Below are 13,953 nucleotides of genomic sequence, written 5' to 3' on the forward strand. Positions count from 1 at the left end.
AAACTGGCATTTGGAAAACGACTGCCGTCTATTGCCGGCAGCCGCTTATTTTTAAACTTAATAGGATTTTCCAAAGTAAACCATATGTTTTGCAGGTTTACCACAGTAAATACATGTATCTCCAATCGCTTCCTCACCCTTGCAGATACATCTACTGGACGCTCCGCCCGTCTCGAACTTAATCTCGTCTTCACACTCTTCGCTTCCACACCACATGGCTTTGATAAATCCACGGTTATCGTTGAACTTCTCTTTCATCTCGTCAAGTGTTAGCGCGGTATCAATGTGAGAATCCAAGAAATCCTTAGCACGGTTATACATATCGCTCTGGATTGTCTCCAGAATCTCGCCCAGCTTCACGTCGATCTCATCAAGTGATACAATAATCTTCTCCCTTGTATCCCGGCGCACCACAACGACTTGATTATTTTCAATGTCTTTTGGCCCGATTTCAATTCTGGTCGGAATGCCAAGCATCTCCTGCTCACTGAACTTCCATCCCGGGCTCTTCTCGGAATCGTCTATCTTTACGCTGTATCCAGCTTTCACAAGTGTCTGCACAAGCTCATTTGCCTTATCCAGTACCCCTTCTTTATGCTGCGCTATCGGAATGACTCTTGTCTGAACCGGCGCGATTCTAGGAGGCAGTACCAGACCGCTGTCATCGCCGTGAACCATAATGATGGCGCCGATGATACGGGTGGAAAGTCCCCAGGATGTCTCATACACGCTGTGAAGCTCATTGTTCTTATCCAGATATTTGATATCGAACGCATCCGGGAAAGCATTTCCAAAGAAATGGCTCGTGGCGGACTGCAGCGCTTTTCCGTCATGCATCAGTGCCTCCACCGTATAGGTATCCTGCGCTCCCGCAAACTTTTCGCTCTCCGTCTTCGGTCCTGACACAAAAGGAATGGCCAGAGAGTCCCGGATAAAGTCCTGATATACTTTCAGCATAGTAAGTGTACGCTCTTCTGCCTCCTCGTAAGTTGCGTGGATGGTATGGCCTTCCTGCCATAGGAATTCTCTGGAGCGGAGGAATGGTCTTGTAGTCTTTTCCCAGCGCAGTACGGAATTCCACTGGTTCCAAACTTTCGGCAGGTCACGATATGACTGTACCGTCCGCGCCCACAAATCGCAGAACAAAGTCTCTGAGGTAGGACGTATACACATCTTTTCCTGTAAACGCTCCATCCCGCCCTTTGTTACCCACGCTACTTCCGGCGCAAAACCATCGATATGGTCGCTCTCTTTCTGGAGCAGACTCTCCGGAATCAAGATCGGAAGATAGACATTCTCCACACCTGTTTCCTTGAATCGTTTATCCAAGTCCGCCTGTACCTTCTCCCATATAGCATATCCATTGGGAAGATAATTCAGACATCCCTTTACACTTGAATAATCACAGAGCTTTGCTTCTCTTACGACGTCAGTGTACCACTGCGCAAAATCTTCATCACGGGAAGTGATAGATTCCACAAATTTCTTTTCCTTTGCCATGTTAGATTCTCCTTTTCTACTCGGTCGTGGGCTGCCTGCCCATACTACGGGCGAGACAGTGCTCATTGTGCTAGCACATTCCCTCTGTCTCTCCCGTAGTGCGCGCTGTTTTTACGGATTGCGCACCTCGTCTCCGCTTCGCTTCTACTCGGTCGTGGGCTGCCTGCCCATACTACGGGCGAGACAGTGCTCATTGTGCTAGCACATTCCCTCTGTCTCTCCCTGTGCACGCTGCTTTTACGGATTGCGCACCTCGTCTCCGCTTCGCTTCTACTCGGTCGTGGGCTGCCTGCCCATACTACGGGCGAGACAGCGCTCATTGTGCTAGCACATTCCCTCTGTCTCTCCCGTAGTGCGCGCAATCCTTGCCTGCACGCAAAATACGCCGGTCTTATTGTCCCTTGTTAGGGACCGGTAAGACCGGCGGTACCACCCTGATTAACTGTGTAACAGTTCTCTTCATTCTCCGTTAACGCCGGATACGCCGTATTTTCATACGGAGGCTCCAAGGCAGGTTCTATACTTTCCGTGTAGTCTTCTCTCACCGGTAAAGACTTCTCTGTATCACTTCCCGCTATATACTATTCCTCTTCACAGCCAAATATTTGATTACAATCTGTCTTTGCACGATAGTTATATGCCGACAGTTGTGAATTACTAGAAATTCTAATAAAATTTTCTCTGTTTGTCAACCCCGTATTCTGAGGTTAATCTAATTTTCGTCTTGTTCATCCCAGAACTTCCAGCAGTTTCTTCCGCAGTTCTTTGCCGCGTACAAGGCTTTGTCTGCCTTGTCGTATAGCTCCAGATATGAGGTGCCGTCTCTTGGGCAGAGCGCTATTCCGATGCTCACGGACAATCCTAATTCCCGGGCTTCATCCGGCAGGCGGCTGTTGAACTCTTTTATCAGCTGTTCGGCTTTTTTCGCCGCCAAATCCTTTCGGCTGGCTTGTTTCATATATACAAGGAATTCATCCCCGCCGATTCGTCCTGCAAAGTCATCATTCCGGAATATCTTCCGTATACTATCCGCTAAGCTCTGGAGTACTCTGTCCCCTTCCAGATGTCCGAAGGTATCGTTAATCTGTTTAAAGTTATCCAGATCCATGATTAAACAGGTGCCTTTACCGCTGCTTTTTCTCAATAGTTCCTCTATCTCTGTCTCAATGGCCCGTTTATTTTTCAACCCAGTCAATGAATCCATCCTTGCCGACTGCTCAGCTTTGGTGAGCTTTTCCCTCTGTCGGCTCGTATCTACAAGCGACGCCTGTGCTACTCGTTTTCCCTCGATTACCTGCACATCAAAATTCGCGAAAATCCATTTTTCTTTCCCCGTCGCATCCCGCAGGCAGAACTCTTGAGAACCCATCCCTTCCTCCAGATCATTGAGTTTCACTCGCTCATCCTTCTCCAGAACATTTATCAACTTTGCGTCATACCGCTTGACAAATTCTTCTTCTGTGCATCCAAGCAAATGGTAGAACGCTGCATTTGCATTCATCACACGGCATTCTTCATCAATCACAAAACTCACGATAGCACTCGGCACCGTGCGGTAGATAGACTGGATTTTCATACGGGCCTGTTCTATGCTGCGGTGATTTTTGTTCCAGCTGTAAAACGCCCATGCCGCGACGACACCCAGTATTATCAATACACTAAGCCCATAAAATACAGTGGCGTTGATTATATTTAAAGTCTTTGCATTTATAAGGTCTCTGGGAATAATGCTGAGCAGATACCAGTCGTTGATTCCCAAAGATGCATAGTTCATAAAATATGCCACCTTATTATTTTTAAAAGAAAGCGTACCATCCCCTCCGGACACCATGGCTTCACTGATCTGAGCCACCTCTTCCTTTGTTATATCGTTCCTGTCATCAGCCACGGCATCGTTAAAATTGCCGTTGCCCTGACTCTTATCGCGCTTATCTCTTACTAAGATTTCCCCGTTAGGGCGGGCAATCATGACATAGCCCTTTCCCCCGAAATAGTCAATGTCAATCAGCTCCTGCAGTTCTTGCATCCGGTACTGTCCCAACATGGCCCCAATGACCTTGCCCTCCCGTAAAATCGGGACCGCAGTCACCATTTCGTGAACCCCATTTTCATCATGGACACATTCGACCGAGACTTTTCCCTCCATGGCCCTCTGAAAATACTCCCGCTCCGCCACATTATCCTCTTTTACCGAATTTTTAGAGTAGACTTCTCCGTCCACATCTGCCACAAAAAGCCCTGTAAATCTGGTAGTCTTCGTTCTCCTCTCCAAAATATCCATAATCGTATCTGCATAAATCTCTTTTTCCTGCGAGCCGATTGATTTGGATATCCCTTCCAGATACAGAGAATCATTACTAATTCTTTCCTTTATAATCCGTATACTTTGATTGGACAGTTCCGCCAAGTAGTCTCCCGTCTCTGCCTCCACAGTCTTATGAATATACGCGCCATAGAAGACTGACGCAACAACAACCAGAAGCATTGCGAGAAGCAGAAAGGCAATGGCTTTCCGGCTTCTTTTTTTATTCATTATTCCTGATGTTCCCTTCACACTGTTTTCTTATCAGCCGCAGACATGAAAATCCGCCCCTGTACTCTTATGATACCACAGGGACGGATAAAATTTCACTATTTATACTATACTTTCTATTTTCTTACTAAAAATCGGATTTACCTTGTGTAGATATACCCGAAATATACCAAATATACAAGGAGAAACATAATTCCTTCCTTTTTGGACAGCTCTTTCTGGCTCTTTGAGCAAATATATACAAGGACACTGATAATGATGAGGATAATCATATCGTATATGGCATTAACGTCCACAACGATAGGAGAAATAGCCGCACTGGAGCCGAGTATTAAAAGGATATTAAAAATATTAGACCCGACAACGTTGCCCAGAGCCAGATCATTCTCACCCTTTTTAGCCGCGACCATGGAGGTCACCAGCTCAGGCAAGGACGTCCCCATCGCGACAATTGTCAATCCAATAAAAGTCTGGCTCAGTCCAAACCGCTGGGCAATCTCCGTCGCGCTGTCTACGACCAGATTTCCGCCCCATATAATACCCGCCAGCCCGATTATGATAAATGCGGCGCTTTTCAGAGGCGGCATGGCCTCATATACTTCCCCGTCATGTTCATCCCTTGCCTTTAAAGCGCCTTTCACCTGCACAAATAAAAATACAGCGAACAGAATCAGGAGAATCACTCCCCCCACTCTGCCCAAGGTATATTCTCCCTGCCCCGCAGCAATGTCACTGACCGCAAAACCGGACGTCAATGCCAGAAGCGCCGCCGTAATGAAGATGGAGAAAGGAAATTCCCTTTTCGTCACGGTCTCGCTAGTCAAAATCGGCCTCATCAGGGCACTCGCTCCAAGTACGATCAACAGGTTAAACATATTGGAGCCCAGCACGTTGCTGACGGCCAGATTGTTTTTCCCTTGAAGCGCCGCTGTGATACTGACAGAGGCCTCCGGCATGCTTGTCCCGAACGCCACCACCGTCAATCCGATAATGATAGCCGGCACCTTCAATAACTTTGCCACACTGGAACTTCCGTCCACAAAAAAGTCCGCCCCTTTAATTAATAAAACAAATCCGAAAATCAAAAATAAATAAACCATTTCTCTTTCCTTTCTTTCTCATCTGAACAAGAGGTCTGCAGTTTCCTATACTAAAAAAGAGACTCCTATTGCAGACAGACGCACTCCAAGTGCGAATATCCGCAATAAAAGTCTCGCTAATTGACAATACGAACCGGATTATGTTTAAATAATCGTGATGACGATTTCGTATCACACTGAATGTACCAATGGAAGCTACTCCCTTTTACTGGGTCTAGTATAGCTTTCTTTTATTAAAAAATCAAGGAGAAATTAGAATGGAAGCTGCTAAATATTATAAAAACATAAAAATACTGTACGAAGATGACCATATTCTCGTATGTGTCAAGCCATCCGGGGTACCTGTCCAGACAAAAAGCATGGGGACTGCCGACATGGTGAGCATTCTTAAGTCTTATCTGTCACAGAAGCAGCCGAAAGGCATACCTTATGTGGGCGTCATCCACCGTCTGGACCAGCCGGTGGAGGGAATTCTTGTGTTTGCGAAAACTTCCGCCGATGCCGCAAAGCTGAACCGGCAGCTCACCGGCAGTGAATTTGGCAAGCATTATCTGGCTGTAGTCTGTGGATGTCCCTCTTCCCCGGACGGCGTCCTTAGCTGTTACCTGAAAAAGGACGGCCGTACCAACACTTCGTGTGTATGCTCCAAAAATGAACCCGGCGCCAAACACGCCGAGCTCTCCTACCAGATGCTCCAAACCGCCCCAGCTTCTTCCATTTCATCGGCTAAAGAAGAAACATCCCCACTTTCTCTCCTTCAAATAACCCTTAAAACAGGACGGCATCATCAGATACGAGTGCAGTTCGCGGACGCCGGGCTGCCACTGTGGGGCGACACAAAATACAATCCCGAATTCACCGGCAGGCGCGGGTACTTCCCGGTAGCCCTCTGTGCATTCCGGCTTTGTTTTTCCCACCCACAGACAAAAAAGGCTATGGAGTTTAAAATTACTCCGGAAGGCCCCGGCTTTGCCCCCTTCTACCGCACATGAAATCCCGATTCCTGCTGAAGCGGGATTTCAATTTCACTGACATAATCAATGTGGATGAAACTGCGGCTCCTTAGCTTCTGTACCAGCACGTCAAGTTCTTCCTCCGTCCCCTGCGCCTCCAATACAACCGTTCCATCCCATTCGTTCTTCACCCAGCCGGTAACTCCGATGCTCTGGGCTATATAAAGCGCGCTGTACCGGAACCCCACTCCCTGTACGCGCCCGGTAAAAATGAAATGCTTTCTCACCTTTTTCACAGCCTGTCCTCCGACCTTGTTTTTCTTAAGTATAGCACAATCAATGCTTTTTTTTGCATATTTCCGATTTTCCCTAAACCCTGTCTTGTATTTTCGCCTTCCATTTGATACATTTATCCTATGGAAATAAAAATATTAAATCATTCGGATGAACTACATACATGTGAACCTTTTTCTATAAACTGTCTTTTGTGGGGTACTCTTGAGATTCCTTCCACTCATGGACGCATTGGTTTTGTACGAGAAGAGGGATTCTATCTAAGCTTGACCTGCGAGGAATCGTCACCCCTGCGCACTTACACAGCGGACAATTCCCCTGTATACAAAGACAGTGCCATGGAGGCTTTTTTCTGCTTCTGGCCGAAGGGGCGCCCCTCAGATATTTATTTGAACTTTGAGATGAACGCCAATGGGGCATTATTGGCTATGTATGGAACATCCCGCACGGAGCGCACTGTTTTTCCTTCCCACTGGATTGAAAAATGCCGCTGCCGGGCACAGGTTGGAGAGAACGGCTGGAGCCTGTCACTATGGATTCCCCTCTGCATCTTAGAGGAAATCTACGGGGAGCTCACTTTTGAAAACGGAACTTCGCTTTCCTTGAATTTCTACAAACTTTCAGAAGCTCCCGATATTGAGCACTATGCAAGTTATGCGCCAATACAGGCGCCCCACCCGAATTTCCATCTGCCCCAATATTTTGAACAATCTGTACTCACAGAAGCATCCGAATACACAAGGAGTCATTGAAAGGAGATTATTATGAAAATTTACAGAACAGCTAACTATGAGGAAATGAGCCGTAAAGCAGCAAATATTATCGCCGCGCAGGTTACTTTGAAACCGGACTGCGTGCTTGGCCTTGCCACCGGTTCGACACCGATTGGAACTTACAAGCATTTGATTGAAAAGTACGAGGCCGGGGAACTGGATTTTTCCGAGACAGTATCTGTAAATCTCGATGAATATAAGGGACTTCCCAAAGAAAACGACCAGAGCTACGACTATTTTATGCACCATAACCTGTTCAATCATATCAACATGAAAGCTTCTTATCTTCCGGACGGAACCAAGGAAGACGGGGAGGCAGAATGCCGCCGCTACGAGGCTTTGATTCAAGAGCAGGGCGGTGTGGACCTGCAGCTTCTGGGTTTGGGCCACAACGGGCACATTGGCTTCAACGAGCCGAGTGAGATTTTTGAAAAAGAAACCCACTGTGTAGATTTGCAGGAGAGTACTATCGAGGCAAATAAAAGATTCTTCGCCTCCGCAGACGAAGTGCCGCGTCAGGCTTACACTATGGGAATAAAGACTATCATGCAGGCAAAGAAGATTCTTCTGGTAGTGAGCGGAGAAGATAAGGCAGAGACAGTGAAAAAAGCCTTCTTTGGACCGGTAACCCCGAAAGTTCCGGCTTCTATCTTACAGCTTCACCCGGATGTGATTCTCGTTGCCGACGAGGCTGCGTTATCAGCACTATAGACATTTCAGAAAGAAGGCACGAATTATGCGCATTAAGAATGCTCTGGTATTTGGAGAAGACAAAAGATTCGCCCAAAATGATATATGGATTGAGAACGGCCGTTTTGCCGTCTCTCCGGACGTCGATGACAGTGATACAATCGACGGGGAGGGCCTCTATGCCATACCGGGTCTTATAGACATACATTTTCACGGCTGTGTCGGCCAAGATTTCTGTGACGGCACGGTCGAAGCCATCGAAAAGATCACTGCTTATGAGGCATCCGTGGGCGTAACATCCGTATGCCCCGCAACTATGACGCTCCCGGAGGATACGCTGGCCCAAGTAATGGCGTCGGCCGCCCAGTATAAAAAAGACGGTATAAAGCCCGGTCATGCCGGCCTTGTCGGCATCAATATGGAGGGCCCGTTTATCAGCGCCGAAAAGAAGGGTGCTCAGGCGGAACAGTATATCCGCCCTTGTGATGTAGATTTCTTCCAGCGGCTGCAGGATATGTCCGGCGGTCTGATAAAATTAGTAGATATCGCGCCGGAAAAAGAGGGCGCGGTGGAATTTATCGAGGCAATGAAAGATAAAATCGTCATATCTCTGGCCCACACGGCGGCGGATTATGACACTGCAAAGGCCGCCTACGATAAAGGCGCCAGACACGTCACTCACTTGTACAATGCCATGCTTCCTTTCACACACCGTGCGCCGGGCGTTATCGGCGCCGCATGCGACAGTCCCCATGTGATGGCCGAGTTGATTTGTGACGGTGTACACATCCATCCCGCTGTGGTGCGTGCCACATTCCAGATGTTCGGGGATGACCGTATGATTTTAATCAGCGACAGTATGCGTGCCGCCGGCATGCCCGACGGTCAATATACTTTAGGTGGTCAGGCTGTTACAGTGAAGGGTAAATATGCCACGCTCGTTTCCGATGGCGCATTGGCCGGTTCCGTCACCAATCTGATGGACTGTATGCGGACCGCCGTGAAAGAGATGGATATTCCTCTGGAAAGTGCCGTCGCGTGTGCCACTATAAATCCGGCAAAAGCAATCGGTATCGACAAAGATTATGGAAGTATTGCGCCGGGAAAGGTAGCTAACCTTATTCTTCTTGACAAAAACTTAAATATCATAGATATTATTATTAACGGATAGGAAATACCATGAATGCATTAGAGAGACTCAGCATATACCCCGGATTTGTTTACCAGCTGGGGCAGGACTTTTATTATCTAGGCAAATGGATATGTAAACCTTGTACAGAGCTGGAAGTCACAGACTGCCATGCGATGTACGGCATCTGTTCGGCCGCCGGAGAGCGGTCCAATGCCTCCCTCTATTTCCAGAAATTGCGGGCTTACAGTGATTTTGCGCTTGATGTTCCTTATAATCAAGCAAAAATACACGAGAATCTTGCCGCGCTTTTAGCAAAATTATCCTTGGACAGCCAGATTGTGCTCGAAAATCAATTAGACCGCTTCGCTCAGGATTTCGAGGATTTCTGCGGCCCGCTCATGAATTAGCCGTTATCGAAAGTCATATCATATAACCCCTGTACAGAGAACAATAGGTTCTGTGTACAAAAAGAGCTGTGCATCCGTGCACAGCTCTTTCCCATTGGAGAAATCTTATTCAGCCTGACACTGCAGAAAGTCAAGTACCTTATGCAGTGTAGGAAACTTCTTAATATATAGTTGTTGAATCTCCTCGTCCGGCTCCACCAAGTCCGGCACCATAATAGGCATCATCCCCGCCGCATGCGCGGAACGTATTCCTGCCGGTGAATCCTCAAGAGCAATACTCTTCTCCGGGTCTGCCCCAATCTTCTCACAGGCCTTCCGGTATATCTCTGGGTCTGGCTTTGCATTCTCCACCATATCTCCGAATACCGCTCCGTCAAAATACTCCCACAAGCCGGCGTCTGTAAGTATCTCCGTAGAGTACTCCCTCCTGGAGGATGTGGCCACCGCCGTCTTAATTCCCTGCCTTTTCAGATATTCCAAAAGCTCACGTACACCGGACTTTACCTTAAGCCCCTCTTCTGCCACAATTCGCCGGAACGCCTTCCCCGACAGAACGCCAAACTCCGCCATTTTGAAGTCTTCTCCATATACGCCCTTAAAATACTGCTCCCTTCGTTTCACATTAAATCCCAGCGTGTGGTAGATATGTTCTCCTACTCTTCCATATCCCAGCTCTTCTCCTGCTATGTTCCAAGACCGCTGTACGACCTGCTCTGAATCGAAAATAAGGCCATCCATGTCAAAAACTACCGCTTCTAATTCCATCATCAGAACTCTATCCCCCGGCCCATCATATCCTTTAAATAAGAGGTCACATCCTCCAGCTTCTCCAGAATCACTTCCCGCTCTTCCCAATCATCGCCGGTCATCTCTATGCTGACCATAGCTTTTTTTATCTCTTTTATCTGTTTAATCATATCTGCTGTCATGCTGACCCCTCTTTTCTTTCGCAATTTTCTTTTTTTTGCTTCTTTTAATTATATCTATATTTTACTATACTTTCATAGAAATTCAACATCGTTAACAAAATCTAAACAAAACTTAAGATTCTTTCTTTTTTCAATCACAACTTTTAGGAAGTATGGTATAATAATTGCACATTCATTATTAATAAGGAATTAAGGGGATAGTAACATTGGACGAGAACAAATTAGAAGCCAAACTCTTAAAAATCAAAGCGCTTGCCGAGCGCGGTGAGGGAGGGGAACGAGATTCCGCGATTCTACTTTACCAAAAGCTTCTGAAAAAGTATGACATTGACGAGTCTTCCCTTACGAAGGATAAACTGGGCAAGCACTGGTTTACATATGAGAACGATATTGAAGAGAACCTTTTGGTACAGATATTTTATATGGTGACAGGTGACGCAGAGTATTTCCGCAGGACGAGCCGAACCCGTGGACATCAGTGTGGATGTATATGTACCGACTTTGAAAAAACGGAGATTCGATTCTATTTTGAATTTTACCGGGATGCACTGAAAGAAGAACTGGAAGCTTTTTTGATGGCTTTTAAGCTGAAAAACCACTTGTTTCCAGATGAAAGCGCCCGCTGTTATGTACCAGAGGAAGAGCCTGAGGACAGCGAACTATCCGACATTCTTCTCAAGGCCCAGAAAATTGCCGAGGACATCGACAAGTCTAGTCCCGTGAGAATGATTGCAGGCAGCACCCTGACCGTAGATGCGGATGAGGCTTCAGAAGATGTGGAAGAGGAGATATCCTGACAATACTAATTTTAATCAAAGATAAAAGCACATGTGCTTTTCAGCCGCCATGGAAAAACGGTTTCTGAAAACTGCATGTGCTTTTTTTCGAGTGTTTATTGGAACAGCATGGCCAAAGTTCCCGCTACGATTAGTCCCAGCCCCCACATTGCTTTTCGAGTCAGCCTTTCGTGAAATACGATATAGGAAAAAGCAATCGTCACAAGTATGCTCAATTTGTCTATAGGTACTACCAGACTTGCCTGTCCTTCCTGAAGAGCACGATAATAACAGAGCCATGAGCCTCCGGTGGCGATGCCGGACAAACAGATGAATCTCATTTCTTTTCGTGGTATTTTTCTTAAAGTATTTTGTTTACCTGTAACAAATACTACCAGCCACGCCATGATGAGAACTACAACCGTACGCACTGCCGTCCCAAGATTGGACTCTACTCCCGTAATACCTATTTTCCCCAATATTGCCGTAAGGCTGGCAAAAAAGGCAGACAAAAACGCGTACGCAAACCATCCCTTTCTGCCCTCTTTTGCCGTCCCTTCTTTTTTCTGAATCATAAGATATGTGCCTGCGGCGATTCCCACTACTCCCGCGGCCTTCCATAGGCCTACCGGCTCTCCGAGAATGAGCAGCGCCATAAGAATCGTCATTACCGTACTCGATTTGTCGACCGGCACCACTTTATTGATGTCTCCAAGCTGGAGCGCCCGGAAATAACACAGCCAAGAGGCCCCGGTGGACAGTCCGGATAAAATCAAGTACAACAATGTCTTTGTGTCTATCTCTCCAATTGTATTTTGCGAGCCTGCCACAAATACCATAATCCATGAGAAGATAAGAACCACGATTGTTCTGATTGCGGTGGCTACATTGGAGTCTGTCTCCTTAATCCCACATTTAGCCAAAATAGAAGTGACCCCTGCAAAGACAGCCGAACCTACGGCATACAAAATCCACATGTCATTTTCCTCCCTCGTCTATCTACGTTCCCCATTATTCGCTATTTCAACGGGTTATTCCGCGCCAATTCTCATCTCTACTGGATTTACATGTACCATACAATGCTTGACTTCTGGAAAATGCTTCTCCACAGACCGGTGTACATCTTCCGCAATGAGATGAGATTCTCGCAGAGACAGGTTCTCATCTGCCCCGATTTCTATGTCTACATATGCCTTTGGCCCGAACATCCGCGTACGAATGACATCCAAAGACACCACGCCTTTTCTCTCCAAAACTACTTTCCTCATCTTCTCGATAGTATGCTCATCGCAGGCCTTATCCACCATTTTGTTCATGGCATCTTTAAAGATATCCCATGCCGCTTTACCAATAAACACGCAGATGACCACACTGGCAAGCGGATCCAGAACCGGGAATCCTAACCGCGCCCCGAATATCCCCGCAAAAGCTCCCACCGAAGAAAGGGCGTCTGAGCGGTGATGCCATGCGTCGGCCATCAATGCCCCAGAATTAATCTTCTTTGCCGCCCCGCGAGTGTACCAATACATCCATTCCTTTACAATGATAGACATGACAGCAGCGTAAAGCGCCAGTTTCCCGGGAATCCCGATCTCCCCCATATTACCTGAGGCAATCTTCCTGACTCCCTCGGCTCCAATTCCTATACCTGTGGCGAACAGTATAACTGCAAGCAAAATCGATGCTACACATTCCATCCGCTCATGCCCATAAGGATGCTCCGCATCCGATTTCTTTTCGGCGACCGTCACCCCAATCATGACAATAAAGGTACTGAATACGTCAGAGGCCGAATGGATGGCATCGGAAATCATTGCTCCGGAGTGTGAGATGACACCTGCCGCAAACTTGAAGAGCGAAAGCAGCATATTCACAGCCACACTCACAGATGATACCCTCATCGCAGTCCTCTTCTGCTCTGATTGAATTGTCGCTTCTTCTTTCTTCAACTTTTTTACCTCCCGAATTTGATTATAATCTCTGCACATAATTGCCTTTTCTCCGCCGTGCCGCCACCTCGAAGCTTAGCTTCTCGGTCGCGGGGCTTCGCCCTATGACAGTGTAGAGAACCCGCCACCGTGCAAGCACTCTGGCGGCTTCTCGCTTTACCACACTTCTTCTCCGCCGTGCCGCCACCTCGAAGCTTAGCTTCTCGGTCGCGGGGCTTCGCCCTATGACAGCGTAGAGAACCCGCCACCGTGCAAGCACTCTGGCGGCTTCTCGCTTTACCATACTTCTTCTCCGCCGTGCCGCCACCTCGAAGCTTAGCTTCTCGGTCGCGGGGCTTCGCCCTATGACAGCGTAGAGAACCCGCCACCGTGCAAGCACTCTGGCGGCTTTTCTGCGCTGTCGCACGGCTCAGTTCCAACGCGAAAAAAACTGCGGGACATTTTTACTGTCCCGCAGATTCGTGTTATCTGCTGCTGTGTTTACAGCCCGGCCCCACGGTGTATCACCGTTACCTGCTCAGTTTGTACTGTAGATTATTGTTGCAGGCTTGTAAGAATATCTTAGCGGCCTGCTTTGCAGTGCAAAGAGTTTCCTTATATCTTATGCAAATTGGGGTCGTTTGTCAATTGAAATATGTAAATAAAATTTAATTTTTTCTTATCAGAGCAGTTTTTGCTGACCGAACAGCTCTTCCAGCTTAATCTTTAATAGGTCCTTGCTCCTCTGAATCTTCTCACAGAAATTTTCAAAAGCAAATGTTACTTTCTCTAAAAATGTAAGTGAAGATACTTCCTCATAGGGAAGATGACTCTGGGAGCGCAGCCAATATTCTAATAGCATCCTGCACGCTGCCAGCAGTCCGGCAAATATAACGACACTCATCCAAATTCTTTCTAACATAGCTAACACTCCTTTC

16 protein-coding genes, 1 riboswitch and 1 other annotated feature are annotated in these 13,953 nt (G+C 47.1%); of the genes, 6 read left to right on the forward strand and 10 right to left on the reverse strand.

Going from position 1 to position 13,953, the window contains the following annotated elements; all coding sequences use genetic code 11:
• Positions 1–57: 57 nt before the first annotated feature.
• The 3 genes from proS to BN6465_RS08720 all read right to left on the reverse strand — a co-directional run bounded on the left by proS (position 58) and on the right by BN6465_RS08720 (position 5,133).
• Positions 58–1,500 carry a proline--tRNA ligase gene (gene proS, locus BN6465_RS08710; RefSeq protein WP_066733503.1) on the reverse strand — a complete coding sequence of 481 codons (1,443 nt, stop codon included), beginning with the start codon at positions 1,498–1,500 and terminating at the stop codon, positions 58–60.
• Between the two features lie 403 nt (positions 1,501–1,903).
• Positions 1,904–2,104, reverse strand: a binding site (T-box leader).
• A 108-nt stretch (positions 2,105–2,212) separates the two neighbouring features.
• Positions 2,213–4,033 carry a sensor domain-containing diguanylate cyclase gene (locus BN6465_RS08715; protein ID WP_066733505.1) on the reverse strand — a complete coding sequence of 607 codons (1,821 nt, stop codon included), beginning with the start codon at positions 4,031–4,033 and terminating at the stop codon, positions 2,213–2,215.
• A 140-nt stretch (positions 4,034–4,173) separates the two neighbouring features.
• Complete coding sequence (locus tag BN6465_RS08720; protein WP_066733507.1) at positions 4,174–5,133, reverse strand: calcium/sodium antiporter; 960 nt, start codon at positions 5,131–5,133, stop codon at positions 4,174–4,176.
• A gap of 257 nt (positions 5,134–5,390) precedes the next feature.
• Here BN6465_RS08720 and BN6465_RS08725 point away from each other — a divergent pair, with 257 nt between their 5' ends.
• Positions 5,391–6,125 carry an RluA family pseudouridine synthase gene (locus tag BN6465_RS08725; RefSeq protein WP_066733509.1) on the forward strand — a complete coding sequence of 245 codons (735 nt, stop codon included), beginning with the start codon at positions 5,391–5,393 and terminating at the stop codon, positions 6,123–6,125.
• Here BN6465_RS08725 and BN6465_RS08730 read toward each other — a convergent pair.
• Positions 6,113–6,382 carry an acylphosphatase gene (locus tag BN6465_RS08730; RefSeq protein WP_066733511.1) on the reverse strand — a complete coding sequence of 90 codons (270 nt, stop codon included), beginning with the start codon at positions 6,380–6,382 and terminating at the stop codon, positions 6,113–6,115. The two genes, BN6465_RS08725 and BN6465_RS08730, sit on opposite strands and share 13 nt — an antisense overlap.
• A gap of 120 nt (positions 6,383–6,502) precedes the next feature.
• Here BN6465_RS08730 and BN6465_RS08735 point away from each other — a divergent pair, with 120 nt between their 5' ends.
• From BN6465_RS08735 to BN6465_RS08750, 4 genes are read left to right on the forward strand one after another with little or no spacing between them, the layout of a single operon-like run.
• Complete coding sequence (locus tag BN6465_RS08735) at positions 6,503–7,132, forward strand: carbohydrate-binding family 9-like protein (protein WP_066733517.1); 630 nt, start codon at positions 6,503–6,505, stop codon at positions 7,130–7,132.
• Positions 7,133–7,144: 12 nt separating this feature from the next.
• A complete protein-coding gene (gene nagB / locus BN6465_RS08740; protein ID WP_066733519.1) occupies positions 7,145–7,864 on the forward strand; it encodes a glucosamine-6-phosphate deaminase in 720 nt (239 codons plus the stop codon).
• 25 nt (positions 7,865–7,889) lie between these two features.
• The gene (nagA, locus tag BN6465_RS08745) at positions 7,890–9,014 is read left to right on the forward strand and encodes an N-acetylglucosamine-6-phosphate deacetylase (protein ID WP_066733521.1); all 1,125 of its coding nucleotides are present in this window, start codon (positions 7,890–7,892) and stop codon (positions 9,012–9,014) included.
• An 8-nt stretch (positions 9,015–9,022) separates the two neighbouring features.
• Positions 9,023–9,382, forward strand: coding sequence for a hypothetical protein (locus BN6465_RS08750; RefSeq protein ID WP_066733523.1), 360 nt, complete (start codon positions 9,023–9,025; stop codon positions 9,380–9,382).
• A 105-nt stretch (positions 9,383–9,487) separates the two neighbouring features.
• Here BN6465_RS08750 and BN6465_RS08755 read toward each other — a convergent pair whose 3' ends face one another.
• Both BN6465_RS08755 and BN6465_RS20965 read right to left on the reverse strand, forming a co-directional pair.
• Positions 9,488–10,147, reverse strand: a complete 660-nt coding sequence (locus tag BN6465_RS08755; RefSeq protein ID WP_408605608.1) for an HAD family hydrolase — start codon at positions 10,145–10,147, stop codon at positions 9,488–9,490.
• A gap of 2 nt (positions 10,148–10,149) precedes the next feature.
• Positions 10,150–10,311 (reverse strand): hypothetical protein, encoded by a 162-nt coding sequence (locus BN6465_RS20965; protein ID WP_199882809.1) that lies wholly within the window; start codon positions 10,309–10,311, stop codon positions 10,150–10,152.
• Positions 10,312–10,517: 206 nt separating this feature from the next.
• Between BN6465_RS20965 and BN6465_RS08760 the strand changes: the two genes are divergently transcribed.
• A complete protein-coding gene (locus tag BN6465_RS08760; RefSeq protein WP_066733525.1) occupies positions 10,518–11,108 on the forward strand; it encodes a hypothetical protein in 591 nt (196 codons plus the stop codon).
• A gap of 95 nt (positions 11,109–11,203) precedes the next feature.
• On the opposite strand, the gene BN6465_RS08765 is transcribed toward BN6465_RS08760, so the two are convergent.
• The 4 genes from BN6465_RS08765 to BN6465_RS08780 all read right to left on the reverse strand — a co-directional run bounded on the left by BN6465_RS08765 (position 11,204) and on the right by BN6465_RS08780 (position 13,937).
• Positions 11,204–12,064, reverse strand: coding sequence for an EamA family transporter (locus BN6465_RS08765; RefSeq protein WP_066733526.1), 861 nt, complete (start codon positions 12,062–12,064; stop codon positions 11,204–11,206).
• 54 nt (positions 12,065–12,118) lie between these two features.
• Positions 12,119–12,988, reverse strand: coding sequence for a cation diffusion facilitator family transporter (locus BN6465_RS08770; RefSeq protein ID WP_066735180.1), 870 nt, complete (start codon positions 12,986–12,988; stop codon positions 12,119–12,121).
• Positions 12,989–13,058: 70 nt separating this feature from the next.
• On the reverse strand, positions 13,059–13,199 hold the full coding sequence (locus BN6465_RS20750; RefSeq protein WP_154670225.1) for a hypothetical protein: 141 nt from the start codon (positions 13,197–13,199) through the stop codon (positions 13,059–13,061).
• A gap of 281 nt (positions 13,200–13,480) precedes the next feature.
• Positions 13,481–13,567, reverse strand: a riboswitch (NiCo riboswitch).
• A 130-nt stretch (positions 13,568–13,697) separates the two neighbouring features.
• Positions 13,698–13,937 carry a hypothetical protein gene (locus BN6465_RS08780; RefSeq protein ID WP_066733529.1) on the reverse strand — a complete coding sequence of 80 codons (240 nt, stop codon included), beginning with the start codon at positions 13,935–13,937 and terminating at the stop codon, positions 13,698–13,700.
• Between the last annotated feature and the right edge of the window lie 16 nt (positions 13,938–13,953).

Source organism: Bariatricus massiliensis (assembly GCF_900086725.1).
GTDB lineage: Bacteria > Bacillota > Clostridia > Lachnospirales > Lachnospiraceae > Allocoprococcus > Allocoprococcus massiliensis.

Coding starts and splice junctions, on each gene's coding strand:
- proS (WP_066733503.1), bottom strand. CDS start 1,500: ATGGCAAAGGAAAAGAAATTTGTGGAATCTATCACTTCCCGTGATGAA.
- BN6465_RS08715 (WP_066733505.1), bottom strand. CDS start 4,033: ATGAATAAAAAAAGAAGCCGGAAAGCCATTGCCTTTCTGCTTCTCGCA.
- BN6465_RS08720 (WP_066733507.1), bottom strand. CDS start 5,133: ATGGTTTATTTATTTTTGATTTTCGGATTTGTTTTATTAATTAAAGGG.
- BN6465_RS08725 (WP_066733509.1), top strand. CDS start 5,391: ATGGAAGCTGCTAAATATTATAAAAACATAAAAATACTGTACGAAGAT.
- BN6465_RS08735 (WP_066733517.1), top strand. CDS start 6,503: ATGGAAATAAAAATATTAAATCATTCGGATGAACTACATACATGTGAA.
- nagB (WP_066733519.1), top strand. CDS start 7,145: ATGAAAATTTACAGAACAGCTAACTATGAGGAAATGAGCCGTAAAGCA.
- nagA (WP_066733521.1), top strand. CDS start 7,890: ATGCGCATTAAGAATGCTCTGGTATTTGGAGAAGACAAAAGATTCGCC.
- BN6465_RS08750 (WP_066733523.1), top strand. CDS start 9,023: ATGAATGCATTAGAGAGACTCAGCATATACCCCGGATTTGTTTACCAG.
- BN6465_RS08755 (WP_408605608.1), bottom strand. CDS start 10,147: ATGGAATTAGAAGCGGTAGTTTTTGACATGGATGGCCTTATTTTCGAT.
- BN6465_RS20965 (WP_199882809.1), bottom strand. CDS start 10,311: ATGACAGCAGATATGATTAAACAGATAAAAGAGATAAAAAAAGCTATG.
- BN6465_RS08765 (WP_066733526.1), bottom strand. CDS start 12,064: ATGTGGATTTTGTATGCCGTAGGTTCGGCTGTCTTTGCAGGGGTCACT.
- BN6465_RS08770 (WP_066735180.1), bottom strand. CDS start 12,988: ATGAGGGTATCATCTGTGAGTGTGGCTGTGAATATGCTGCTTTCGCTC.
- BN6465_RS08780 (WP_066733529.1), bottom strand. CDS start 13,937: ATGTTAGAAAGAATTTGGATGAGTGTCGTTATATTTGCCGGACTGCTG.